The organism is Salinibacterium sp. SWN167 (genome assembly GCF_015864665.1).
Lineage (GTDB): Bacteria > Actinomycetota > Actinomycetes > Actinomycetales > Microbacteriaceae > Rhodoglobus.
In genome coordinates, this window is sequence record NZ_JADYWU010000001.1 from 483,798 (window position 1) to 508,564 (window position 24,767).

The following is a 24,767-nucleotide window of genomic DNA, read 5'->3' on the forward strand; positions in this document are numbered from 1 at the left end:
CGCCTGACGCCGCAGTGCCGGAGCGTGCGTTGCCGCTGCGAGGCGGTACTCACGCTGGGCCGCCGACGACTATCGTGGAATCGTGACTGAACCGAACCCCAGCGTCGAGCTGTCGACCTACGGCGTCGGGCCTTGGCAGGGCGAATTGCCCACCGAACCCCACTACGACCCTGTGCTGCTCGAACGCGGCGATAGCCGCAACGTTATCGACCGGTATCGCTACTGGAACATGGAAGCGATCGTCGCCGATCTCGACGTGACACGTCATCCGTTCCACGTTGCCATCGAGAACTGGCAGCACGACATGAACATTGGGTCCATCGTGCGCAGCGCCAACGCGTTCGGCGCCGACACCGTGCACATCATTGGGCGGCGGCGCTGGAACAAACGCGGCGCCATGGTCACCGACCGCTACCAGCACGTGCTGCATCATCCGGATGTCGCAGCCTTTGTGGAGTGGACTCAAGCCAACGACCTGCCGATCATTGCGATCGACAACGTGCCCGGCAGTGTCATCATCGAAACGTACGACATGCCGAAGCGCTGCGTATTGCTCTTCGGCCAGGAGGGCCCCGGGCTCTCTCCCGAAGCGATCGATGCCGCCACGGATATCGTGGAGATCAGCCAGTTCGGTTCGACCCGTTCGATCAATGCTTCCGCCGCGGCCGCCGTAGCGATGCACAACTGGATCACTCAGCACGTCAGCTTCACGAAGTAGGCCCGCGCGACTCGATCGGGCCCACTTCGCTTTGCCGTTAGTCCCTTACGACTACCGCGACGGGCGCGATGATCATTCGGTGGTGTCCGGCAACTCGTGATTCACCGGTCACCGTGAGCGATAGCCCGTCCGTTGCGGTGTCGCTTGACGTTCCGACGCTGAAGATCAGCTCGCCCGGCTCGACAATGCGCTTCATCTCGATGCCGGTGTAGGCGCTGAGCTCAGGGCTGATCGTGAACGAGACGTGCGCCGTTTCGCCCGGTTCGAGGGAAACGCGCGCGAAACCGACGAGCTTCTGAACCGGTCGAGCCACGGTAGCAACGGGGTCGGAAAGGTAGACCTGAACGGTCTCGGAGCCGGCGGACGCGCCCGTGTTCTTCACGTCGACGGACACTGTGGTCGCGCCGTCGATGTCGACCGTCTCATCGGCGAGCACAGCCGGGGAGAGCGAAAACGTGGTGTAGCTGAGCCCGTGACCGAACGCGAATGCCGGTGAGGTGGACTGGTTGGAGATCTTGTCGATAGTGCGGGTGAGTGGCGCTCCCAGGTAGAGGTGTTGTCCGCCGCCCGTCGTGAGGGGAATCTGAACGGGGAGCTTTCCCCCGGGGTTCACGCGACCGCTGAGCACGCCAACAATTGCGCCGGCACCTTCTTCGCCCGGGATGAAGGATTGAACCGCAGTGCGCACGCGATCACCGTACGTGAAGGCGTAGGGGCGCCCGCTGTTGGTGACTAGAATTACTGAAGCTCCGGTGTCGAGCACCGCATTCACGAGTGCTGCCTGCGTGCCGGGGAGCGCGAGATCGACGGCGTCGCATCCCTCACCAGAGGTTCCGCGCCCAAACATTCCGGGCAGGTCGCCCACCGTCAGAATGACCACGTCTGCGTCCCGTGCCAGTTCAACGGCTCGCTCGAGGTTGCCCGTCTCCGGGCCGAGAATGCTGGCGCCAGCCTCGTGGGTGACGGTCGAGTGGGGGAACTCGGCGCTCAGGGCGTCAAGGAACGACGGCACCTCGATGCCCAGTCCGAACTGCGGGTAGCGCGGCAGTACGTGCACGGGATAGGAGTAACACCCGAGCAGTGTTCGAGGATCGGCAGCCATGGGGCCAAGCACGGCAATGCGCCCGGAGAACTCGGGGGCGAGGGGGAGCAGGTTGTCATCGTTGCGCAGCAGCACGATGGATGCTTCGGCCACAGTGCGCGCAAGGGCTCGGTTGTCAGCGGAGTCGAGGTCGATGACCCGACCGCCCGTTTCGGGGTTTTCGTCAAGGAGACCCAGCTGTGCTTTCTGCAGCAGCACGCGATGAACCGCGCGATCGACAAGAGCTTCGTCCATCTCTCCGGAGCGCACCGCTTCGACGAGGGGAGGGAAGCACATACCGTTGGGGAGCTCGACATCCATGCCGGCCGCGAGCGACAGCGCGCCAGCAGAAGCGGCGTCAGCGGCAACCCCGTGAGCGCTGGCGAGGAAAGCGATGGCCCAGTAGTCAGAGATGACCGTTCCGGTGAAACCCCACTCGTCGCGAAGGAGTTCGGTGAGTAACGCTCGATCAGCGGCAATGGGAACGCCGTCAATATCGCTGTACGAGTTCATGACCGAGCGCACGCCGCTGTCACGCACCGCAACCTCGAACGGCACCAGCATGACATCCGCGATCTCACGCGGACCCGCCGAGACGGGGGCGTGATTGCGCCCCGAGGCTGACGCCGAGTAGGCCACGAAGTGCTTCAACGTGGCGATGAGGCCACTGGCCTCCAAACCGCTGGTGTACGCGGAACCGACGGCGGCCACGAGTACCGGGTCTTCGCCGATCGTTTCCTCAACGCGACCCCAGCGGTAGTCGCGCACGACATCCAATACCGGTGAGAGGCCCTGATGTATCCCGAGAGCCCGAAGGTCGGCGCCGATCGTTTCGCCCACCTTCCTGGCAAGAGCGGGATCGAAGGTTGCTCCCCAGGCGAGCGGAGCCGGGTAGACCGTCGCCCCCAATGAGTTGACGCCAGTGAGGCACTCTTCGTGGGCAATAACGGGGATGCCGAGCCGCGAAGCATCCACGACCAGTTGTTGCTTTTCTTTCAGCCGTTGAGTGACCTCGGAAACCGTTCCCGGCTCAGTGCCAATGACGCGGGTGAAGTGGCCGAGCCCAAGCGGGGCAACCTGATCGAACGGCGGGCGGGTGGCACCGAGAGTGTCTTGCATCGGGGCAACGACTTCGCCGGCACCACGCTTGTCAAACCAATAGCCGACGAGTTGTGCGACCTTTTCTTCGAGCGTCATTTCCTCCAGTGCCGCGGTTGCGCGCTGCTCATCAGAGAGCGAGGTGTCATGCCAAGCCGCGGAGCGTGTGGGGGAAGAAACGGAGGAGGTCGTCAAGAGTTGTTCCTGTCTAAAGGCGGTGCCGTTGATTCACGGACGACGAGGCGGGTAGCGAGTTCGATGTGGTGGGAGTCAAGATGCTCACCGGCGGCGAGCTGCTGCACGGTGCGAAGAGCCACCCTGCCGATGTCCTGCAACGGCTGATAAACGCAGGTCAGCGGGGGATTCGCCCACGACGCCACATAAGTGTCGTCATAGCCGACAAGGCTCAGGTGCTCGGGAACGCGGATGTCTAGCTGGCGCGCCGCTTCTAGTACGCCCATCGCTTGCGCATCACTCGAGGCGACAATGGCGGTGGGGCGATCGGTGCGACTGAGCAACTCGTGAGCAACGCGTTCAGCGGCATCGTGATCGAAGCTCGTGTGGGTGATGAAATCATCCGGGACGGCTATTCCGGCGGCATCCGCTGCGGACCGAAAGCCATCGACGCGGGCGCGGGCGCTGAGCGATTCAGCCGGGCCGCCAATGATCGCAATGTTTCGGTGGCCGAGGCCAATGAGGTGCTCCGTCGCGCTGCGGCCCCCGATCCAGTTGGTGGAGCCTACCGAAGCGACCGACGACTCATCCATGCGAAGGGGGTCGATGAGTACGATCGGGAAAGCTGATCGAGAGATCGCTTGATGGGTTGGCTCTGACATATCGACCGTGAGGATGATGGCGCCCACCCGCCCCGATCGATTGAGTCGGCGAATCACCTCCTGATCGGATTTGTGGGGACTAGGGCGAAATCGGCCAACGACTACATCAATTCCAGCCTCTTCGGCAGCGAGGGTGACGCCGCGCAAAATTTCCATGGCGTACGGACTGGTGAGTTTGTCGACGAGAAATTCGATCGTCGGGGCTGCGGCCGCGCCGCGCGGGCGACCGGCACCGTACCCGGTCGCTTCGATGGCGACTTCGATTCGGGCGCGCGTGGATGCCGCGACGTCGCTACGGCCGTTGAGCGCTTTTGAGGCGGTAGCGATAGAAACGCCGGCATGCTGCGCGACGTCATTCAGCGTTGGCCGCTGTGCTTTCGTGCTTTCCATGGTGCTCCTAGTCCCGAGATCGAAAGACTATCCAAGAACTCGAAAACTTTCAATAATTCGCTCACATAATTTTGCTGCACTCGGCAACAAATATTTGACAGTACCCGCTTTCTCGCCATAGTGTGACTCTCGAGACACCGAAAGTGCTTCGAAACATTTTCGACAAACAACTCAACGAAGAGAATTGGGACACATATGTTGCGGGCCAAAAAACAAAGATTTATGACTGGCGTTGCGGTGCTAACAGCGGGAGTTCTCGCGCTCACCGGATGCAGCGGCTCCGGTAGCGACGGCGGCTCTTCGACGGCAGTCGTCTGGGGCGTAGAGGGCGGGCAGTCAGCCTCCTACGAAGCAGCGGTTGATCGTTGGAACGAAACCAACCCCGACAGGCCTATCGAACTTCAGATGTTCGGAAACGACGGCTACTCCGACAAGCTCCGCATCGCTCTCGGAGCAGGTCAAGGGCCCGACTTGATGTTCGGCTGGGGCGGCGGAGTGCTCGAGGGCTACGTCGACGCCGGCTACATCGATCCCATCGAAGATCCCGAGATCACCGACCGTTATCTCGATGCCGTGAACGACAACGCCACCTTCGATGGCGCGGTCTATGGTGCTGCCATCAACAACATCCAGCCCGTTGTCATCCTGTACAACAAGGCTGTATTCGAAGAAGTGGGAGCTACTCCTCCCGAATCATGGGACGACCTGATGGATCTCGTTCCGGTCTTCAACGACGCCGGCGTCGCGCCGATCGCGCTGGCTGGAGCGAGCAAATGGCCGCAGCTGCCGTACATCTCGTACCTGGTCGATCGAATCGGTGGCCCTGAGGTCTTCGACGCGATTGTCGCTAATGAGCCCGACGCCTGGTCAGATCCCGCTATCGCGGAATCGATCGACATGATTCAGGACCTCGTCAAGGCTGATGGCTTCAACTCAGACTTTGCCGCACTCGACTACGGAAGTGGAGCTGCGGATGCACTGCTCTACACCGGCAAGGCCGCAATGATGGTCGCTCTTTCTCAGGCCTACTCAAACATTCAGACCAAGGCCCCTGATTTCGTCGACAGCGGCGATCTGGGCTACGTCACCTTCCCCACTGTCGGCTCAGGTTCGGGAGACACCACAGACCTCGTCGGAAACCCGTCGAACTACTGGTCGGTAGCGTCAGCGGCGACAGACGCTAATAAAGCGACTGTCACTGACTTCCTGGCGACCGAAGTGATGAACGACGCCTACATTGGTGAGGTCCTTGAGCGCTCTGCCGTTCCCGGGGTAAGCGACGCGAAAGACCTGATTGACCAGCGCGACGACGCCGACTTCCAGTCGTTCGTCTTCGATCTGTCGGATGACGCTGCGAACTTCCAGCTCTCCTGGGACCAAGCACTATCACCCGCTCAGGGCGCCGAACTCACGGTTCAGCTCGACCGAGTGTTCCTGCAGGAAATCGACGCCGACGAGTTCATGCAGCTCATGAACGCGACAATCAAGTGACGACCGTAACAACGACGACGGGGGGCATCCGTGCTCCCCGTCGTGGGTCGGCGCTCGCGGCTAGACAACGGTCGGGCGGGCCGTCACTCTGGTTCCTTCTTCCCGCAGCGCTCCTGTTCGGTGGCTTCGCCATCCTGCCGTTGCTGGGAGCAGTAGTTCTGTCGTTCACGCAGTGGAGCGGGCTCGGCACGCCGCAGTGGCTGGGAGCCGACAACTGGCTCTGGTTCGTCACAGACCCAGTGACCTACACGACGCTCGGCATCACGTTCGCCGTGATGTTCGGCAGCCTGCTTGTTCAGGGCCCGATCAGCATGCTTCTTGGCGTCTGGATCGCGCGCTCGGGAGGGTTCCGATCCTTCGCCGGACTCATCTTCTTTGTCCCGCTTCTGCTCTCGTCTGCGGCGGTAGCGCTCGCCTACAAGAACCTGCTTGACCCTAACTTCGGACTCTCCACGCAAGACGGCTTCGGATGGCTCGCGCATAACTGGCTCGGAGATAAAAACACGGTGCTCATCATGGTGATTCTGGTGATCGCGTGGCACTTCGTTCCCCTTCACACGCTGCTGTACCAGGGCGGTGTGCGTCAGATCCCCGCTTCGCTTTATGAGGCGGCATCGATCGACGGCGCCGGCAAAATCATGCAGTTCTTCACGATCACCGTTCCGCAGTTGAAGTACACCATCGTGACGTCATCCACGCTGATCGTGGTGGGATCGTTGACCTACTTCGACCTCATCTTCGTGATGACAGCCGGTGGGCCGGGATACGCGACACGCGTGCTGCCGCTGCACATGTACCTCACCGGGTTCCGCTCGGCAGAGATGGGCAAGGCAAGCGTGATTGCCACGGTTCTCGTGCTGATTGGGCTTGTGCTTTCGCTTGCGCTGACGCGCTGGAGCGGGTTCTCGAAAATGAAGAGTCAACAGGAGGGAATGTAATGAGTACCACCACTTCAGTGGATCCCGTGCGGGTCACTGCACCTCCCGTTACTGCACCGCCGACTAAGTCTGCGCCCGTGCGCCGGCGGCCATCGTTGTTCAGTAAGCACACCAACATTCCTGGCGGTCTGGGTGGCGCGCTCTGGCTGATTATCGTTGTCATCCCTCTCTATTGGGTTCTGACCACTAGTTTCCGCAGCAGCACTACCTTCTTCTCCGACGCACCGTTGTCGCTTCCCTCCGAGCCGACGCTCGCCAACTATGTCAAGGTCTTCGACTCGGGATTCTTCGGGTACTTTACGAACTCGGTCATCGTGACGATTGCAGCCGTCATTATCGCCGTGTTCGTCTCGCTCCTGGCGGCGTACACAATTGCGCGAAATACCCACGTCGTGTCACGGACTGCATTTTCGCTGGTATTGCTCGGCCTCGCCGTTCCGCTCCAAGCGGCAATCATCCCTATCTTCTACATGCTTTCTCAGATGGGGCTTTACGACACTTTGCTGGCCCTGATCATTCCGTCAGCCGCCTTCGCAATTCCGATCACCGTGGTCATCCTGGTGAACTTTCTCCGGGATATCCCCGGTGAGCTGTTCGAGTCGATGCGTCTCGATGGCGCCACCGACTGGACGATGCTGTGGAAGCTTGTGCTTCCGCTGTCGCGTCCGGCCTTGATTACGGTCGGCATCTATAACGCTCTGGGTGTCTGGAACGGATTTCTCTTTCCGCTCGTGCTCACTCAAAGCCCATCCGTGCGGGTTCTTCCGCTTGCGCTCTGGAGCTTTCAGAGCGAACTCACGGTGGACGTTCCCGGGATTATGGCCGCAGTGGTCATGTCGATGATCCCGATCTTGACCTTGTACATCTTCGGGCGTCGACAGCTCGTTGCAGGCTTGACGGCGGGATTCGGAAAATGAGCGACAATTCATCAACAGATTCAACGTACGCCTCGAGCGCATCGTGGCCCATTGCCGCTGCGATGCTCCCCTTCGCAGCGAGTCAGGATGCTAGCCCCGAGGCGTGGTTCGATCAGCTCGCCCAGGTGGCATTCGAAGGTATCGATAGCGTCGACGTCACCGACAACTGGGTGCAGGCGGGCGATCTTTCGTCGGCACGACTCGAGGAACTGTCGGCCGTTATTGCAGAAGCTCACCTTCGACCGATTGCAATCTCAGCAATACGACGAAGCGTGATCGACCCGGTGGCTGGCGACGACAACCTCGCCTACAGCCATCGCACCCTCGACGCTGCTGCCAAGCTTGGCATCCCGCTGGTGAGTTTCGGGCTGCACCGACCACTCTTGCCAGGACAAAAGACTTCGCAGTGGTTCTGGACCGAACCCGGGCCGGTTGACGATCAAGACGACGCGACCTGGGATCTCGCGACCACGCGCATCCGCGAACTCGGCACGCACGCCGCCGACCTCGGAATCGCAGTCTCGCTGGAGATGTATGAAGACACGCTGATCGGCACTGTCGATGGCGGCCTTCGACTCGTCGAGTCGGTAGGCCTCTCCAACGTCGGCCTTAACCCCGACCTTGGCAACATGTACCGACTGCATCGCGATATCGAGGACTTTCTCGAAGCAAGCGCGCGCTGCGCCCCGGTGTCTAACTACTGGCACGTCAAGAACTATTTTCGAGACGAAGATCGCGAGCGTGGCTTCGTCACCACGGTGCCCGCGCCCATGGAGTTCGGCTCGATGAACTACCGGGCCGCCATCGCTGCGGCGATCGCTGCGGGTTTCGCGGCACCGTTCTGTGTCGAGCACTACGGCGGTGATGGCCTGTCTGTCGCGGCCCGCAACGCAGACTACGTGCGCCGCATGATTGCGGTCGCACTCGGAGAAGCACGCACCGCCGTGCGCGGATTGGAGAGCTGACAATGACAAACGTGACGGTAATCGGACTCGGCGCGATGGGGCTGCCGATGGCAACCCACTTGACTAAATCCTTCGACGTGAAGGTGTACGACATCAACCCTGTTGCGCTCAACAAAGCCGCAGCGGCCGGGGCTACACCGGCGTCGTCACTCGAACAGGCAGCGGATGGTGCCGACGTCGTCGTACTGATCGTTCGCGATGCAGCACAGCTTCAGTCCGCATTGTTTGGAACCGGCGGAGTTGTGGACGGGCTAGCGCCCGGATCAGTCGTAGTCATCACATCGACTGTCGGCGAAACCGCCCTAGTGCGCGCTGCCGACCTTCTGCACGCACGGGGCATCCTCTGCGTAGACGCCGCCCTTTCCGGTGGCCCGGTTCGGGCAGAAACCGGCGACCTCCTGATCATGGTCGGTGGCTCGCCTGAGGCACGGTCGGTAACCCAGCCGGTACTCGATGCGCTCGGTTCGACCGTGTGCGTCGTGGGCGACAAAGTTGGCCAAGGCCAGCAGCTTAAGGCCGTCAATCAGCTTTTGTGCGGCATCCACACTGCCGCTGCGGCAGAAGCCCTTGCCCTGGCGCATCAGCTCGGTCTTGACCTCGACATGGTTATTGACGTTCTTGGCGCGGGCGCTGCCGCCTCGTTCATGTTCGCCGACCGTGGTCCGCGTATTGCGCAGCAGCTACGCGGGGAAACCCCGCCGTTGCGTTCGCGACTCGACGTGATCGGCAAAGACATGGGTATTGTCGGCGACGTTGCCCGCGAGCGGAAAGTCAGCGTTCCGTTGGCGAGCGCGGCGGAGCAGCTGTATCGCATGGGCGAAGCAGCGGGACTTGCTGCAGAAGACGACTCGATCATCAGCACTCTTTTTGCTGCGAGCGACAAATGACCGTTCTTTTCAACGACCCTTCAGACTTTGCCGAGGATGCTCTCGACGGCTTTGTAGAGCTCTATGCCGATCGCCTGTCAGGAGTACCCGGTGGTGTGGTCGCGCATCGCCGCGGTGAGCCCAAGGTTGCTGTTGTTATCGGTGGCGGATCGGGCCACTACCCGGCATTCGCCGGTCTTGTTGGCCCCGGCTTTGCGACCGGTGCCGTTGTCGGCAACATCTTCACCTCCCCGTCGGCCGCACAGGTGTATTCGGTAGCGAAGGCTGCGAATGAGGGCCGTGGTGTGGTTTTGAGCTTCGGCAACTACGCCGGAGACGTGATGAACTTTGGAATCGCGGCTGAGCGTCTGCGCAGCGAAGGAATCGATACGCGGGTTGTGCTCGTGACGGATGACGTGGGCTCATCGCCCGACGCGGATCAACGCCGTGGAATTGCCGGCGACTTTACGGTCTTCAAAGTGATGGGTGCTGCCGCAGCGGAAGGACTCTCACTCGACGAGGTTGAGCGTCTTGGCCGGGCTGCGAACGACTCCACTCGCTCACTCGGTGTTGCATTCTCTGGATGCACGATGCCGGGTTCAGCCGAGCCGCTGTTCTCCATCCCGTCCGGCTCGATGAGCGTTGGGCTCGGAATCCATGGCGAACCAGGGGTGCGCGACGTTCCGCGGCTCACCGCCGATGAACTTGCTCGATTGCTTCTCGATGGTGTTCTGAGCGAACGGCCTGTCGGAGACTCGACCCGCGTCGCTGTCATCCTCAACGGGTTGGGAACGACGAAGTATGAAGAACTCTTCGTCGTGTGGAAGGCGCTTTCGCGATTGCTGAAGGATGCTGGTTTAGCGGCAGTAGGAGTTGAGGTCGGAGAACTCGTAACGAGCCTCGACATGGGCGGCTGTTCGCTCACCCTGATGTGGCTCGATGAAGAACTCGAGCGCACCTGGACTGCTGACGCTTACACTCCGGCGTACCGAAAGATCAGCGCGGGCCTCGACAAGCTGACCCCGGTCGAGCCGGGAGCAGCATCGATCGCTCAGGCCTCCGCCCCAGAATCTACGGAAGCATCGCGGGCGCTGATGCCCCTGCTGGTGGCTGCAGTCTCGACCGTTCGCGCTGTCCTGCACGACAACGCTGTCGAGTTGGGCGACATCGATGCGGTCGCAGGTGACGGGGATCACGGCCGCGGAATGGTCAAGGGTATTGACGCCGCTGCAGGAATCGTCGACAACTCAACGTCGGGAGGCGTTGCCGGGAACCTCCGCCAAGCCGGGCGCGAGTGGGCCACACGCGCCGGCGGAACCTCCGGAGTTCTCTGGGGTGCCGGCCTTGAAGCCGCAGCGGAAGCGATTCGCGATGACCGTCTTGAGTACGACGCCACTGTCGTAACGGACGCTGCCGAGGCATTCCTCGAGGCTATTCAGCAATTAGGCGGAGCTGAGGTGGGCGACAAGACATTCGTCGACGCGCTCGTGCCGTTCATCCACACTCTCAAGCGCGACGTAGACCGCGGTGAGGAGCTCAGCGCTGCCTGGAGTAACGCGGCCGATGCTGCAGCACTAGCAGCAGCAGCCACAGAGAGCCTGACGCCCAAGAAGGGCCGGGCTCGACCACTCGCCGAGCGCAGCATCGGAACACCCGACGCTGGCGCAACCTCATTCGCGTTGATCGTTGGAGCACTCGCTCAACCCCGCACAGCCTGGAAGGCAGATTCATGAGCACTACGACCCCGCTGATCCGCGTCGTTATCGGTAGCGACGACGCCGGATTCGAGTACAAAGAGATATTGAAGGCGGATCTCGAAGCCGATCCGCGTGTAGCCTCCGTCGTCGACGTCGGAGTCTCCGAAAGCGAATCCACGGCGTATCCGCACATTGCAGTGGATGCCGCTCGCCTAGTTGCCGCTGGCGAAGCCGATCGCGCTCTCCTCGTGTGCGGCACTGGTCTTGGCGTCGCGATCGCCGCCAACAAAGTGGAAGGGATCCGTGCGGTGACTGCCCACGATTCTTTCTCTGTGGAGCGAAGCGTTTTGTCGAATAATGCCCAAGTGCTGTGCTTCGGTCAGCGCGTTGTCGGGCTTGAACTCGCACGACGCCTGGCGCGGGAATGGCTCGGCTACACCTTCGACTCGTCGAGTGCCTCCGCCGAAAAGGTCGCAGAGATCGAACGCTACGAACTGCGTCCCTCTGTCTGATTAGCGGTTTCCCGCACATCCGCCACTCGCCTCCCGGGCTCGGCGGCACAACTAAAGGAGTCGGTTCGAGTGGGAATCGCAGCAACGAGATTAACGGTCGGGGTGGCCACGCCCCTCAGCGAAGAACTGTGTGCGCTGATCGAATCGTTGGAACCGCGCGTGCAACTGATTCGCGACCAGTCGTTGTTGCCTCCGATGCGATTTACGGCGGACTACGCGGGCGATCCTGACTTTCGTCGCACAGCGCAGCAGCAGTCGCAGTTTATGCAACTGCTCAACTCTGCCGACGCCCTCTACGGAATCCCCGATCTGTCGACGCCTCTGCTGAAAGAGGTCGTGCAGCAGAATGACCGTCTTCGCTGGGTTCAGACGATGGCGGCGGGCGGTGGAGCTCAGATTCGAGAAGCGGGCTTCACGCGGCACGAGCTCGATCGGGTGGCGTTCACCACCTCCGCGGGAGTGCATGGCGGGCCGCTCGCGGAATTTGCGTTATTCGGGTTGCTGGCCGCGAGCAAGTCGCTCCCTCGGCTGCTTCGGCAGAGCCAGGCACACGAGTGGAGCGAGCGGTGGCCGATGGCGCAGCTCAGCGACCACACGATACTGCTGCTCGGACTCGGCGGGATCGGATCGGCGCTCGCCGAAAAGTTGAGTGCGCTCGGCGTCCATGTCATCGGGATGAGCCGCCGCGGCGAGATGGTTCCCGGAGTCGCCGAGATCATCGAACCGCACAACCTGCCCGCGGCGATCCAACGCGCCGACGGAATCGTGGTGTCGTTGCCAGGCACGCCCCACACCGAAAAGCTCGTCGACGCCGAATTTTTCACAATGGTTAAGCCCGGTGTCACTGTGGTCAACGTGGGGCGCGGCAGCGTGATCGACGAACAGGCTCTCATCGCTGCGCTCGAAGACGGTCGTGTCGGCTTTGCGGCGCTCGACGTCGTAGAAACAGAACCTCTGGTGAAGTCGAGCCCGCTCTGGGAGATGGACAACGTGCTGCTGAGCCCGCACACTGCAGCGCTGAGCTACGCGCAGGAAGAGCAGATTGCGCGACTCTTCGCTCGAAATGCCAGCGCTTTCCTGGATGGTCGTCCCCTGCGCAACGTCGTCGACACGGTGCATTTCTACTAACGCTGCTCTCTCGGCGGCCGTCGCGATGCACAATGGAGTAATCAGCACGTCAGCTTCACGAAGTAGGGAACTATGACACAGCCCGCGAAAGTCACCATTATTGGCGCCGGAATCGTAGGGCTGTCAACGGCCTGGTTCTTGCAGGAGCGTGGCGTGGAGGTCACCGTGCTCGACCGCACGGGCGTTGCCGCTGGTGCTTCGCTCGGTAACGCCGGCTGGGTTGCTCCCGCACTGACACTTCCGCTGCCGGAGCCCTCGATCTTCAAGGTCGGCATCAAAGCGGTTATCGACCCCACCTCGCCCGTGTACGTTCCGGTCGCCGCCAACTCGACGCTGCTGCGCTTCCTCGCCGGCTTTGCGCGTCACTCGACGCCCAAGATGTGGCGCCGCAACATGGTCACGTTCGCCGAGATCAACAAGTGGAGTCTCGAATCCTTCGACCGGATGGAAGACGGCGGAGTCTCTGCAGCCCTCAAGCACGCCGACCCCTTCCTTGCTGCTTTCACTAATGAATCCGACCGCCGTGTCATCACCCACGAATTCGATGAGGTCGCGGCCGGCGGCGGTCACGTGAGCTTTGAGAAGATCACCGGCGACGAGCTGCGCGAGTTTGAGCCGAGCGTCTCGAAGCTCGTGACCCATGGGCTGCGCGTGGATGGCCAGCGTTTCATCAACCCTCCCTCGTTCATGGAGGTGCTGGCGGCATCAGTGCGCGCTCGCGGAGCCACGATCGTGGAAGGCGCGAAAGCGACCGGCATCCGCGACCTCGGTGCTGCCGGAGTTGCCGTTGATGTCGAGGGCCAGAACGCGGTACTCAGCAACGAAGTCGTCATCGCGACCGGAACCTGGCTTGGTGACCTCGCCCGCCAGTTCGGCGTGCGCCAAGTTGTGCAGTCGGGCCGCGGCTACAGCTTCAGCGTGAAGCCGCCTGTGATTCCGACACACCCGATCTACCTGCCCGCCCAACGCGTAGCCTGCACGCCCCTCGGGGATCGGCTGCGCGTGGGAGGCATGATGGAGTTCCGGTCGGTCGATGCGCCTGCCGATTCTCGTCGCATCCAAACCATCGTCAACGCGGCCAGCCCGATGTTCGACGGCGTCGACTGGGATGCCCGCGAAGAAGAGTGGGTCGGCTCGCGCCCCTGCACTCCCGACGGCCTACCGCTTGTCGGAGGCACGCGCTCGCCGCGCGTTCACGTCGCCGGCGGTCACGGCATGTGGGGCGTCACCCTCGGCCCGCTCACGGGCCGGATTCTCGCCGACTCGATCACGGGTGGCGACAAGCACCCGCTACTCGACGCTTTCGACCCACTGCGCTAGCGTTCGCCGTCGAGCTCGTCGAGCTCGTCGGGACTGCGCTGCTCCTCAGTACCGTGCACGGTGTCAGGTCCCCGTTCGGTCTCTGCCGAGGGTGAAGCTTCAGCGTCGCACTCGGGCACGGGCTGTGACTCGGGCTGTGGACGTCGCGGGCTGGCGTCGGCTTCACGCACCCGATCGACCAGCTCTCGCCAGGGGCCCACGAGCTGCTGCTCGGGGATGACGGCTTCGTGCGGTTCGCAGTGGATTTCATAGGTGTAGCGGTCGGGCATCGTGTTCTCGGTCGGATGCTCGTTCCACGGGATTTCGGAGATGAGCAGATACCACTGGTCGGGGTCCGGCTGCTCGTCGACAACGACAGCCCACTCCACGCGTCGGCCGAGGAGCCCTCCGCTTCGCCACACCTGTACCTTCACACGTGCATGCTATCCGGTTGTCGTGCGGGCGAACAGGGTGCGGTACCCGAGATCGTAGGCCTCCAGAGGCGAAAGGCGGGTGGAGCGAACAGCGCTGAACCCGACGAGCGCTGACACCGTGGGGGCTCAGCTCGCAGCGGCTCAGGCTGCGGTCGGCACCACTCCAACGAGCGCCCAGCCTGAAACGACCGCGCGCTGCTCCTCAGAGCCGTCACCGAAGCGCGCAATCGCCGCAGCGATGGTGGCAGCAGCGAACTCCGAGAACTCGCTGCGAGGTGTGAGCGAGCCGTTCGTGAGGGTGTCGAACCAGATCTGACCGGCGCGCTCCCAGGCGAAACCGCCGAGCGTATCGGCGGCGCTCCAGAAGGCGCGGTTGGGGATGCCCGAGTTGAGGTGCACGCCACCGTTGTCTTCTTGCGTCACGATGAAGTCATCCCAGTGTGCCGGCTGCGGGTCTTTGCCCAGCACATCGTCGTCATAAGCGGTGCCTGGCTCTTTGAGCGAGCGCAGGGCATTGCCCTCGACCTCGTCAGTGAAGATTCCTTCGCCGACGAGCCACGATGCTTCGCCTGCGGTCTGGCCCCACGCATACTGCTCTACGAGCGCGCCGAAGACATCGGAGACGTGCTCGTTGAGAGCACCACTCTGCCCCCGGTAGACGAGGCCAGCGGTGAACTCGGTGACTCCGTGCGCGAGTTCGTGGCCAATGACGCTGAGCGAGCGAGTGAAGCCGGTGAAGACCTCGCCATCACCATCACCGAAGACCATACGGCTGCCATCCCAGAAGGCGTTGTCGTACTCCTTACCGAAGTGCACGGTCGCTTCGAGCGGCGCCGAGCGGTCGTCGATCGAATCGCGCTCGAACACCTCCCAGAACAGGGCGAAGGTGTGGCCAAGACCGTCGTACGCTTCTGAGACAGAGGAGTCGCCCGTCTCGGGCTCGCCCTCTGACCGCACGAGCACGCCGGGCAGTGTCTCGCCCGTTTGCGCATCCGAGATCGCCCGGCTGACGGTGCCGCGCGCAACGGCGGTCTCGTCGGGGCGCAGTGACCGCGGCGGGAGCATGTGTTCGTGGCGACCATGATCGAGGTGGTCGTGCCCGATGTCGGTGAGGGAGCGCCGCGCAGCCTGCGCAGCTCGCTCAAAGCGGGGGTCGTCGAGCGTCGCGATTCGCGACAGCAAAAACGGGGGCACGATCGCGCACCGGGCGCGAGGCGATTCAGCGGGGGAAACGGGGGAGTTCGGCATCCGGAACATGCTTCATGCTGACACGAACCACCGACGCTGGCGACGAACACTCACGATTCTCACGGAGTCCCCAGCAACGCCGCCACGCAAGAAATCGCTACGACAAGCACAAGACTGCTCTCGGGTAGACTGAGGTGTAATCCCCCCACTTCTTCGAAGGGATCCACCATGCCAGCAATCGTCATCATCGGCGCCCAATGGGGCGACGAGGGCAAGGGAAAAGCAACCGACCTCCTCGGTAGCCGCATCGACTATGTCGTCAAATTCAACGGCGGAAACAACGCCGGACACACGGTCGTGATCGGTGATGAAAAGTACGCTCTTCACCTTCTGCCGTCGGGCATCCTCACTGAAGGCGTCACCCCGATCATCTCCAACGGTGTCGTCATCGACGTCGAGGTGCTGTTCGAAGAGCTCGACGCTCTCATCGCCCGCGGCGTTGACGTGTCGAAGCTGCTGGTGAGCGCCAACGCGCACGTGATCACCAACTACCACCGCACCCTCGACAAGGTGACGGAACGCTTCCTCGGCAAGCGTCAGATCGGTACGACCGGTCGCGGAATTGGTCCGGCGTATGCCGACAAGATCAACCGTGTCGGCATCCGGATTCAAGACCTCTTTGACGAGAACATTCTTCGTCAAAAGGTCGAGGGCGCTCTCGACCAGAAGAACCACCTGCTCGTGAAGGTCTACAATCGTCGCGCAATCGAGGTTGAAGAGATCGTCACCGAACTGCTCAGCTATGCCGACCGTTTGCGCCCCATGGTCGCCGACACCGGTCTGCTGCTGAACAAGGCACTCGACGACGGCGAGATTGTGCTCTTCGAGGGTGGCCAGGCCACGATGCTGGATGTTGACCACGGCACATACCCGTTCGTCACGTCGTCCAACTCCACCTCCGGTGGCGCGGCTACCGGTTCGGGCGTTGCCCCCAACCGCCTCGAGCGCATCATCGGAATCGTCAAGGCCTACACAACCCGTGTCGGCGCTGGCCCGTTCCCGACCGAACTGCACGATGAGTCTGGCGAGTTCTTGCGTTCCCACGGTTTTGAGTTCGGAACCACCACCGGACGTCCGCGTCGCTGTGGTTGGTACGACGCTCCCATCGCCCGCTACACGGCGCGCGTGAACGGTGTCACCGACTTCGTGCTCACCAAGCTCGACGTGCTCACTGGCCTCAAGACGATTCCTGTCTGTGTCGCGTATGACGTTGACGGTGTGCGCTTCGACGAGATGCCGGTATCGCAGTCCGACTTCCACCACTCGGTGCCGATCTACGAAGAGTTCCCCGGCTGGGACGAAGACATCACCGGCGCACGCACCTTCGAAGACCTGCCCAAGAACGCGCAAGACTACGTGCTCGCCATTGAAGCAATGAGCGGCGCCCGCATGTCAGCCATCGGCGTTGGCCCCGGCCGCGACGAAATCATCGTTCGTCACGACCTCGTCGACTAAGCCTCGACACCTAGTTCGCTCTCAAGCGGCACGCATCGGAGAGATCCGGGGCGTGCCGCTTCTGCGTTGGCGGATGGAGCGGATGACGTGCCGAGGGAGAGCCAATCGGGGATTGCTGGACTGAAAGGCCGTATTCGGTGGGTGAAAGTCCGAAAAGCGCGGGCGTGGGGGCTCCGCAGGGTGGGAGTATTTGTGAGTGACCGTAACGCGCCCGCAGCCCCGCATCCTTCAAGGATCCTTCGTCTCCGTTGAACCCCTGACCGAAGAGCACCTCGCTGACCTCTGGTCTGCCCTCGGTGTGCCCCCGGTCTTTGCCGGCGGCTATGGTGGTGGCCCGGCTGGATTGCCCGCCGACGAAGCATCCTTCGTGGAATGGTTGCGCGCTGGCTACCTCGGTCACTCCGACCGGCTGCCGTTCGCGGTGCGCTTGAGTTCCGGCCCCGATGCCGGCCGTCTCGTGGGAATCAGCACCCTCGGTGACCTGGACGAAGCCAACGCTAACGCGCACATTGGCTGGACTGCCTACGCGCCGAGCGTGTGGGGCACCGCCGTGAACCCTGAAACGAAACTCCTGCTGCTCGGCTTCGCCTTCGACAACGGCTACAACCGGGTGCGGCTCCAAGCGGACTCCATCAATGCCCGTTCGCGCGCCGCGATCCTCAAGCTCGGCGCCACCTTCGAGGGCATCCAGCGCCAACACCTGCTGCGGGCCGACGGCTCATGGCGCGACACCGCCGTGTACTCCGTGATCGACAGCGACTGGCCGGGCGTGAAGGCCGGGCTGCTCGCGCGCCTTGACGGGGCTTCGATGCCCAGCGTTGGTGCTGCGACGGGACCTGTTGCGGTGGATGCTGGCGCGGCGGATACGGGTGCAGTGCCCAGCGCGACCTCCCGTGATGCTGCCGAGCAGGAGCCGCGCGCGTGAGCGCCCCCGTTGCTCCCGCTGGCCGGGTCGAAAAGCATGACACGGCATCCCCGATCGGAACCTGGTTGCGCTTTGCCGGGGCAGGGCTCGTGTGGGGCTCGAGCTTTCTCTTCATCAAGGTGGCTCTGGATGGCGTGAGCTTCGGCCAGGTCGCCTGGAGCCGGGCGGTGCTCGGCGCCCTCGCGCTCGTCGTGGTGTTCGCGGTTAGCCGCCGCAAGCTGCCGCGCAAACCGATCGTCTGGGCCCACTTCACGGTGCTCGCGTTCCTCTTTGCGGTGTTCCCGTACCTACTCTTCGCGTGGGCGGAGCAATACGTGAGTTCGGGCCTCGCGAGCATCTACAACGCCACAACGCCCATCATGACGGCGATCTTTGCGACCCTCGTATTTCGAGTCGAGAAGCTGTCGCGCTCACAGATTGCGGGCGTCACGCTCGGCATCTTTGGGGTGCTCGTGATCATCGCCCCGTGGCAAGCCGGCGACATCAGCGGCAGCCTGCTCGGCCAGCTTGCGTGCCTCGGCGCAGCGCTTTGCTACGGCGCCGCCATGAGTTATCAGCGCAAGTTCGTGGCGCCGTACAAGGTTCCCGGCGTCACTTCCGCGACCATGAACATCGGCATCGCCGCCGTCATCTACCTGATGCTCACCCCGATCATTGCCACCGGCCCGGTGAACCTTACCCTCCCGGTCGTCGCCAGCCTGCTCGCGCTCGGAGTGCTCGGCACCGGCATGGCCTACGTCTGGAACTACCGGGTGCTCGCCGAATGGGGCCCGACCCGCACTTCCACCGTCACGTACATCACGCCGGTGATCGGCGTCATCCTCGGCACCGTCATCCTCAAAGAGACCATGTCGTGGCACGAGCCCGTCGGCGCAGTACTCGTGATTCTGGGCGTGCTGTTAGCGCAGGGGCGGCTTAAGCTCCCCGCGCTGGGGTCCCGGAAGGCTAGCCGTTGAGGGCCGCGTCGACAATCGCCTTTGCTTCGGCCTGCACGAGCCGCAAGTGCTCGGCGCCCTTGAACGACTCGGCGTAGATCTTGTAGACGTCTTCGGTGCCGCTGGGGCGCGCAGCGAACCACGCAAACTCCGTCGTCACTTTCACGCCGCCGATCGCGGCGCCGTTTCCGGGAGCCTCCGAGAGCTTTGCCGTGATCGGGTCACCCGCGAGTTCGGTGGCCGTGATTGCAGCCCCACTCAACTTGCCCAGCTTGGCCTTCTGCTCCTTGCTGGCCACGGCATCCACGCGTTCGTAGGCGGGGTCGCCAAACTCGTCGACCAGCTCTGCGTAAAGGACGGATGGCGTCTTGCCCGTGACCGCCAGAATTTCGGCGGCCAGCAGGGCCAGCAGGATGCCGTCTTTGTCGGTTGTCCACACGGAGCCGTCTTTGCGCAAGAAGCTCGCGCCCGCGCTCTCCTCGCCGCCGAACGCAACCGAGCCATCGACGAGTCCGGGCACAAACCACTTGAAGCCGACCGGCACCTCGATAAGGTCGCGGCCCATCGCGGCAGCAACCCGGTCGATCATGGAACTGGAGACGAGGGTCTTGCCGACGGCGGCATCCGGATTCCAGCCCTCGCGGTGCGTGTAGAGGTACTGGATGGCCACGGCCAAGTAGTGGTTCGGGTTCATGAGGCCGGCGTCGGGCGTGACGATGCCGTGGCGGTCGGCGTCAGCGTCGTTGCCGGTGAGGATGTCGAACTCGTCGCGACGGGCGACAACGGAGGCCATGGCCGACTTCGACGACGGATCCATGCGAATCTTGCCGTCCCAGTCGAGCGTCATAAACGCCCAGGTCGGGTCAACGTCGGGGTTCACGACCGTGAGGTTGAGGTCGTACTTCTCGGCGATCAACTTCCAATAGTTGACGCTCGCACCGCCCAGTGGATCCGCGCCGATGCGGATGCCGGCCGTGCGAATGGCGTCGATGTCAATGATGTTCTCGAGGTCGTCAACGTAGCGCCCGCGGAAGTCGTAGCTGCCCGCTGGCGTATTTTCGGCGCCGGCTCCGGCGTCGCTGGCTGTGCCCACGTGCTTAACAGCCGTATTGCCGTCGGCAATGATCGCGTTCGCGCGGTCAGCGATCCACCCGGTCGCGTCGCTGTCGGCGGGGCCACCGTGCGGAGGGTTGTACTTGAAGCCGCCATCGCGGGGCGGGTTGTGGCTCGGGGTGATGATGATGCCGTCGGCCACGTCGTCGTTGCCGGCAGCGTTGTAGGCGATGATCGCGAGGCTCAGGGCGGGCGTGGGAACGAAGTCGTCGAACTCATCCTTCAGCGCGAGAACGCCGTTCGCGGCGAGCACGTCGAGAGCGGTGGTCTCGGCCGGCTGAGAGAGCGCATGAGTGTCGCGGCCAATGAACAGGGGCCCCGTGATGCCCTGCGCGGCACGATATTCCACGATCGCCTGCGTGATGGCGGCGATGTGCACTTCATTGAAAGCGGTGTCGAGCGCGGAACCACGGTGGCCGCTCGTGCCGAACACGACGCGCTGCTCGGGCACCGAAACATCCGGAACCAGCGCGTAATACGCCGCCACCAACTCGGTCACATCAATGAGGTCGGATGCCTGGGCTGTCGTGCCTGCGCGATCGTTCATGCGCTCCAGTCTTTCACCTTCGCTCGGCGGTGGGCGCGTCATGTGGCAAACACGCAGCCTTCAGAACCCCTAAAGTCGTTGTATGGCAGCAGGAGATCAGGCCCACAACGACAACGTCGACCCCGAAGTGCGCGAGCAACTTCTGGGCGCCCGCCGCAGCATCGACAACATCGATGCGGCGCTCATCCATTTGCTGGCCGAGCGCTTCAAGTACACGCAGCAGGTCGGTCATCTCAAAGCCACCAAGGGCCTGCCCGCGTCAGACCCCAATCGTGAGCGCGACCAGATCGCCCGCCTCAAGTCACTCGCCGAAGAGTCGCACCTCGACCCGGCCTTCGCCGAGAAGTGGTTCAACTTCGTCGTCGCCGAGGTCATTCACCACCACGAGCAGATCGCGTCGGGCAGCGAACCCGACTCCGCCAAGTAGGCACGCAGCAGGCTAGACCGCGCGGATGCCGTGCTGATCGAGCACGTCGAGGAACGTTGTCGGCTCGGGCCGCACCCGGTGGTTGTCGGTCTGCTCGGCCCAGAGCACGGTGCCGGTCGCGTCCGTGATGATGACGGTCGGCACGACGGTATCGCCATCCGCGGGTCCTCCCGCGCTGAAGATGACGGGCGTTCCGCCGGGTTGCACGAGGTCGAGGGCTGCGGCGGCGGCGGCATCCGTATCGATGTAGAAGCTGACGGGGATGTCGAAGCGGTGCGAGAGCTCGACGGTGTCGGCGGGCTTTTGGGGGCTGATGATCGCGACGGCGACTCCACGGCGATCGAGCTCGCGATACTGGTCGGCGATCTGGGCGACCTGAGCCATGCAGAACGGGCACCAGTTGCCGCGAATGAACATGAGCACGTGCGGTTGCTGGGTGAGGACGCTGCTGTCGATGGCAGCGCCATCCACGGTGGTGAGCGGGAACAGCGGCAGGGGCTTGTCGACGCGCACGGGGCGAGCGGAGACGTGCTGCACCGAGTACCAGTAGTTGTAGCCAAGAATCACGGCCAGGCCGAGAAGGGCTACAGCGACCGCGAACGGCCCGGCGACGAACGCCGCGAGAATGCCGACCACCGCAACCGAGAGTTGAACCCACGGATGCCGGCGCTGAGCAACAACAAGGCCGGGCATCAGCAAGGCCAAATAGAGCGCGTACGCAGCCCACGGCAGGGCGGCAGCGAGCCACCACGGTTGTGATTCCGTGATGGCGCGCACGACGACGAACGCGATCACCCCGAGGGCGAGCGCGGCCGTGACCTCGCCGTAGACCCTCTTGATCAGTTGCACGTTAGGCGCCGAAAGCCTCCGCGAGCGTTCCGCGGTGTGCGGTGAGCAGCTCTTCGAGGGTCAGGGTGAACTGGTCCTGGATTTCGAGGGCGGGGGAGGCGGCATCCGTGACTCCGATGCGCACGGCAGGGTAGCCGCGGCCTTCGCAGAGTCCGCGGAATTTCACGTCGTCTTCGCGCGGGATCGAGACGACCATGCGGCCGGTTGATTCGCTGAAGAGGGCGGTTGCGGCATCGATGTCGTCACGCTCGAGCAGTTCGCCCAACCAGACGCGTGCGCCAACGCCAAAGCGCATGACGGATTCGGCGAGAGTCTGAGCGAGCCCACCGTCGGCGAGGTCGTGCGCGCTGGCGATGATGTTCTGCTCGTTGCCGGCCTTGATGAGGTCAGCGAGGCGACGCTCGGCAGCGAGGTCAACCTTGGGCGGCAGGCCACCGAGGTGGTCGTGAATTGTGCCGGCCCAGGCCGAGCCGTCTAGCTCAAGCGCGGTGGTGCCAAGCAGGTAGATGTTGTTGCCTTCGTCTTGCCAGCCGCTCGGGATGCGCTCAGCAACGTCACGGATCAGGCCGAGCACCGCGACCACGGGGGTCGGGTGGATGGGCACATCGCCGGTCTGGTTGTAGAACGAGACGTTCCCGCCGGTGACGGGGATTTCCATCTCGAGGCAGGCATCCGCGAGACCTTCAACGGCCTTGCTGAACTGCCACATCACTTCGGGGTTCTCGGGGCTGCCGAAGTTGAGGCAGTCACTGACGGCGACGGGGTTGGCGCCGGTGGCGGCCACGTTGCGGAACGCTTCCGCAAGAGCAAGCTGGGCTCCGGCGTAAGGGTCGAGCTGGCAGAAGCGACCGTTGGCGTCGGTCGCGACAGAGAAGCCGAGACCGCTCTCTTCGTCGATGCGCACCATGCCGGCGTCATCCGGGAAGCTTAGGGCGGTGTTGCCGAGAACGTAGCGGTCGTATTGGTCGGTGATCCAGCTCTTGTCGGCGAGGTTGGGGCTCGCGAGTAGCTGCAGCATCTGGTCGCGCAGTTCGGTGCCGTCCTTGGGGCGAGCGAGGCCGGAGGCGCTGTCGGCCTGAAGCTTGTCGATCCACTTCGGGTACGCGACGGGGCGGTCGTAGACGGGGCCATCGATGGCGACGGTGCGCGGCTCGACGTTCACGATCTCTTCGTCGTGCCAGTTGATGATGAGGCGGCCGGTGTCGGTGACTTCACCGAGCACGCTGGTTTCGACATCCCACTTCTCAACAACCTTGAGGAAGCCTTCGAGCTTCTCGGGCTTCACGATCGCCATCATGCGTTCTTGGCTCTCGGACATCAGAATTTCTTCTGCCGTGAGCGTGGGGTCGCGCAGCAGAACCTTCTCGAGTTCGATGAACATTCCACCGTCACCGTTGGAGGCGAGCTCGCTCGTCGCGCAGCTGATGCCGGCAGCACCGAGGTCTTGGATGCCCTCCACGAGGTCGCCCTGGAAGAGTTCGAGGCAGCACTCAATCAGCACCTTCTCGGCGAAGGGGTCGCCGACCTGAACGGCGGGACGCTTGGTGGGCCCGCCTTCGGAGAAGGAATCCGAAGCGAGGATGGATGCTCCGCCGATGCCATCGCCACCGGTGCGGGCACCGAACAGCACAACCTTGTTGCCCACGCCGCGAGCGTTGGCCAGGTGCAGGTCTTCGTGGCGCAGCACTCCCACGGCTAGTGCGTTGACGAGCGGGTTCGCTTGGTAGACGGAGTCGAAGTACGTTTCGCCGCCGATGTTGGGCAGGCCGAGGCAGTTGCCGTAGAAGCTGATGCCGGAGACGACACCCTTGGCAACGCGAGCGGTGTCGGGGTTGTCGATGGCGCCGAAGCGGAGCGCATCCATGACAGCAACGGGGCGAGCACCCATCGAGATGATGTCGCGAACGATGCCGCCGACACCGGTCGCAGCGCCCTGGAACGGTTCGATGTAGCTGGGGTGGTTGTGGCTTTCGATCTTGAAAGTGACAGCCCAACCCTCGCCAACGTCAATGACGCCCGCGTTTTCGCCCATGCCGACCATGAGGTTCTTGGTCATGTTCTCGCTGACCTTCTTGCCGAACTGGCGAAGGTAGTTCTTGGAAGACTTATAGGAGCAGTGCTCACTCCACATCACGGAGTACATGGCGAGCTCACCGCTCGTGGGGCGACGGCCCAGAATTTCGCGAATCTTCGCGTACTCGTCTGGCTTCAGGCCGAGGGCGCCGTAGGGCTGCTCCTTCTCGGGCGTAGCCATCGCGTTCGATACCGTGTCGGCAACATGCTGGCGGGAATTGGTTGAGACGTCAGTCACGAGGGGCTTCTCCCAGAAGATTGTGGATGCCGGGGTGCTCACGCCGGCCGCCTCCAGTCTACCTAGGCGAGGGCTCGACGAGCCCCAGCAGGCCAGGCCCCTAATCCGATGAGCGCTCTGCGCGATGGTGAAGTTATCTGGCGCTGGGGGTCGGATCGGGGCAGAGTTGTTCGTAGTAGAGATGAGAGGCAGCCCAGAAGGGCGCCCCGTTGACTAGGGAGCGGCTTCGAAATGCACTATTTGTTGTCAGTGATCCATGATTCGGCCAGCCTGGCCACCCCATCCGAGATGGCCGCCATCGACGTTTTCAACGAACGGCTGCAGGCTGAGGGCCAGTGGGTCTTCGCCGGTGGTCTCGGCTTCCCGACGACCGCCACCGTGGTCGATCACCGCGACAAAGAAGTGCTCTTCACCGACGGCCCGTTCGTCGAATCTAGCGAGTACCTGGCCGGCTTCTGGATCATCACCGCACCCGATCTCGACGCAGCGCTTAAGGCAGCGTCCGACGGGTCGAAGGCTTGTAACCGAAAGGTTGAAGTGCGCCCGTTCCTGTGAACGGATCCGACGCGCAAGAGGTGATAAGTCGT

General features: G+C 63.0%; 22 protein-coding genes. 15 read left to right on the forward strand and 7 right to left on the reverse strand.

All coding sequences use genetic code 11. The annotated features are described in order from the left end of the window. Positions 1-82: 82 nt before the first annotated feature. On the forward strand, positions 83-718 hold the full coding sequence (locus I6E60_RS02210; protein ID WP_197178666.1) for a TrmH family RNA methyltransferase: 636 nt from the start codon (positions 83-85) through the stop codon (positions 716-718). A gap of 37 nt (positions 719-755) precedes the next feature. Here the strand turns inward: I6E60_RS02210 and I6E60_RS02215 are convergent, their stop codons facing one another. After that, complete coding sequence (locus tag I6E60_RS02215) at positions 756-3,092, reverse strand: beta-glucosidase (protein ID WP_197122614.1); 2,337 nt, start codon at positions 3,090-3,092, stop codon at positions 756-758. After that, positions 3,089-4,123 carry a LacI family DNA-binding transcriptional regulator gene (locus tag I6E60_RS02220; protein WP_197122616.1) on the reverse strand — a complete coding sequence of 345 codons (1,035 nt, stop codon included), beginning with the start codon at positions 4,121-4,123 and terminating at the stop codon, positions 3,089-3,091. Before I6E60_RS02220 ends, I6E60_RS02215 begins: the two co-directional genes overlap by 4 nt. A 222-nt stretch (positions 4,124-4,345) precedes the next feature. Between I6E60_RS02220 and I6E60_RS02225 the strand changes: the two genes are divergently transcribed. From I6E60_RS02225 to I6E60_RS02265, 9 genes are all read left to right on the forward strand, one after another. Beyond that, entirely contained in the window at positions 4,346-5,614 is a 1,269-nt protein-coding gene (locus I6E60_RS02225) for an extracellular solute-binding protein (protein ID WP_197122618.1), read from the forward strand. Then, positions 5,611-6,552, forward strand: a complete 942-nt coding sequence (locus tag I6E60_RS02230) for a carbohydrate ABC transporter permease (RefSeq protein WP_197122620.1) — start codon at positions 5,611-5,613, stop codon at positions 6,550-6,552. Before I6E60_RS02225 ends, I6E60_RS02230 begins: the two co-directional genes overlap by 4 nt. Then, a complete protein-coding gene (locus tag I6E60_RS02235; RefSeq protein WP_197122622.1) occupies positions 6,552-7,469 on the forward strand; it encodes a carbohydrate ABC transporter permease in 918 nt (305 codons plus the stop codon). The genes I6E60_RS02230 and I6E60_RS02235 overlap by 1 nt, the downstream gene beginning before the upstream one ends. Beyond that, on the forward strand, positions 7,466-8,434 hold the full coding sequence (locus tag I6E60_RS02240; protein WP_197122624.1) for a sugar phosphate isomerase/epimerase: 969 nt from the start codon (positions 7,466-7,468) through the stop codon (positions 8,432-8,434). The genes I6E60_RS02235 and I6E60_RS02240 overlap by 4 nt, the downstream gene beginning before the upstream one ends. Before the next feature lie 2 nt (positions 8,435-8,436). Beyond that, positions 8,437-9,321, forward strand: a complete 885-nt coding sequence (locus tag I6E60_RS02245; RefSeq protein WP_231600515.1) for an NAD(P)-dependent oxidoreductase — start codon at positions 8,437-8,439, stop codon at positions 9,319-9,321. Next, positions 9,318-11,033 (forward strand): dihydroxyacetone kinase family protein, encoded by a 1,716-nt coding sequence (locus I6E60_RS02250; RefSeq protein WP_197122626.1) that lies wholly within the window; start codon positions 9,318-9,320, stop codon positions 11,031-11,033. The genes I6E60_RS02245 and I6E60_RS02250 overlap by 4 nt, the downstream gene beginning before the upstream one ends. After that, entirely contained in the window at positions 11,030-11,509 is a 480-nt protein-coding gene (locus I6E60_RS02255; protein ID WP_197122628.1) for a ribose-5-phosphate isomerase, read from the forward strand. Before I6E60_RS02250 ends, I6E60_RS02255 begins: the two co-directional genes overlap by 4 nt. Before the next feature lie 69 nt (positions 11,510-11,578). Further along, a complete protein-coding gene (locus I6E60_RS02260) occupies positions 11,579-12,637 on the forward strand; it encodes a D-2-hydroxyacid dehydrogenase (RefSeq protein WP_307784199.1) in 1,059 nt (352 codons plus the stop codon). A 72-nt stretch (positions 12,638-12,709) separates the two neighbouring features. Beyond that, positions 12,710-13,957: an FAD-binding oxidoreductase gene (locus tag I6E60_RS02265; RefSeq protein WP_197178667.1), complete on the forward strand. Its 1,248-nt coding sequence runs from the start codon at positions 12,710-12,712 to the stop codon at positions 13,955-13,957. Here I6E60_RS02265 and I6E60_RS02270 read toward each other — a convergent pair. After that, a complete protein-coding gene (locus I6E60_RS02270) occupies positions 13,954-14,370 on the reverse strand; it encodes a protealysin inhibitor emfourin (protein ID WP_197178668.1) in 417 nt (138 codons plus the stop codon). The two genes, I6E60_RS02265 and I6E60_RS02270, sit on opposite strands and share 4 nt — an antisense overlap. Before the next feature lie 141 nt (positions 14,371-14,511). Further along, a complete protein-coding gene (locus I6E60_RS02275) occupies positions 14,512-15,618 on the reverse strand; it encodes a M4 family metallopeptidase (RefSeq protein WP_197178669.1) in 1,107 nt (368 codons plus the stop codon). A gap of 168 nt (positions 15,619-15,786) precedes the next feature. Between I6E60_RS02275 and I6E60_RS02280 the strand changes: the two genes are divergently transcribed. The 3 genes from I6E60_RS02280 to I6E60_RS02290 all read left to right on the forward strand — a co-directional run bounded on the left by I6E60_RS02280 (position 15,787) and on the right by I6E60_RS02290 (position 18,954). Beyond that, the gene (locus tag I6E60_RS02280) at positions 15,787-17,073 is read left to right on the forward strand and encodes an adenylosuccinate synthase (protein ID WP_197122636.1); all 1,287 of its coding nucleotides are present in this window, start codon (positions 15,787-15,789) and stop codon (positions 17,071-17,073) included. A 196-nt stretch (positions 17,074-17,269) separates the two neighbouring features. Further along, positions 17,270-17,998 (forward strand): GNAT family N-acetyltransferase, encoded by a 729-nt coding sequence (locus I6E60_RS02285; protein ID WP_197178670.1) that lies wholly within the window; start codon positions 17,270-17,272, stop codon positions 17,996-17,998. Beyond that, positions 17,995-18,954, forward strand: a complete 960-nt coding sequence (locus I6E60_RS02290; protein ID WP_307841771.1) for a DMT family transporter — start codon at positions 17,995-17,997, stop codon at positions 18,952-18,954. The genes I6E60_RS02285 and I6E60_RS02290 overlap by 4 nt, the downstream gene beginning before the upstream one ends. Here the strand turns inward: I6E60_RS02290 and pgm are convergent. Beyond that, complete coding sequence (gene pgm, locus I6E60_RS02295; RefSeq protein WP_197178672.1) at positions 18,944-20,593, reverse strand: phosphoglucomutase (alpha-D-glucose-1,6-bisphosphate-dependent); 1,650 nt, start codon at positions 20,591-20,593, stop codon at positions 18,944-18,946. The genes I6E60_RS02290 and pgm overlap by 11 nt on opposite strands. Before the next feature lie 82 nt (positions 20,594-20,675). Here pgm and I6E60_RS02300 point away from each other — a divergent pair, with 82 nt between their 5' ends. Next, positions 20,676-21,020, forward strand: a complete 345-nt coding sequence (locus I6E60_RS02300) for a chorismate mutase (RefSeq protein ID WP_197122645.1) — start codon at positions 20,676-20,678, stop codon at positions 21,018-21,020. Positions 21,021-21,032: 12 nt separating this feature from the next. Here I6E60_RS02300 and I6E60_RS02305 read toward each other — a convergent pair whose 3' ends face one another. Then, positions 21,033-21,869, reverse strand: a complete 837-nt coding sequence (locus tag I6E60_RS02305) for a redoxin domain-containing protein (protein WP_197178674.1) — start codon at positions 21,867-21,869, stop codon at positions 21,033-21,035. A gap of 1 nt (position 21,870) precedes the next feature. Next, positions 21,871-24,123, reverse strand: coding sequence for a phosphoribosylformylglycinamidine synthase subunit PurL (gene purL, locus I6E60_RS02310; RefSeq protein ID WP_197123608.1), 2,253 nt, complete (start codon positions 24,121-24,123; stop codon positions 21,871-21,873). A 288-nt stretch (positions 24,124-24,411) separates the two neighbouring features. On the opposite strand from purL, the gene I6E60_RS02315 reads away from it, so the two are divergent. Continuing rightward, positions 24,412-24,735, forward strand: coding sequence for a YciI family protein (locus I6E60_RS02315; protein ID WP_197178676.1), 324 nt, complete (start codon positions 24,412-24,414; stop codon positions 24,733-24,735). Positions 24,736-24,767 lie beyond the last annotated feature (32 nt).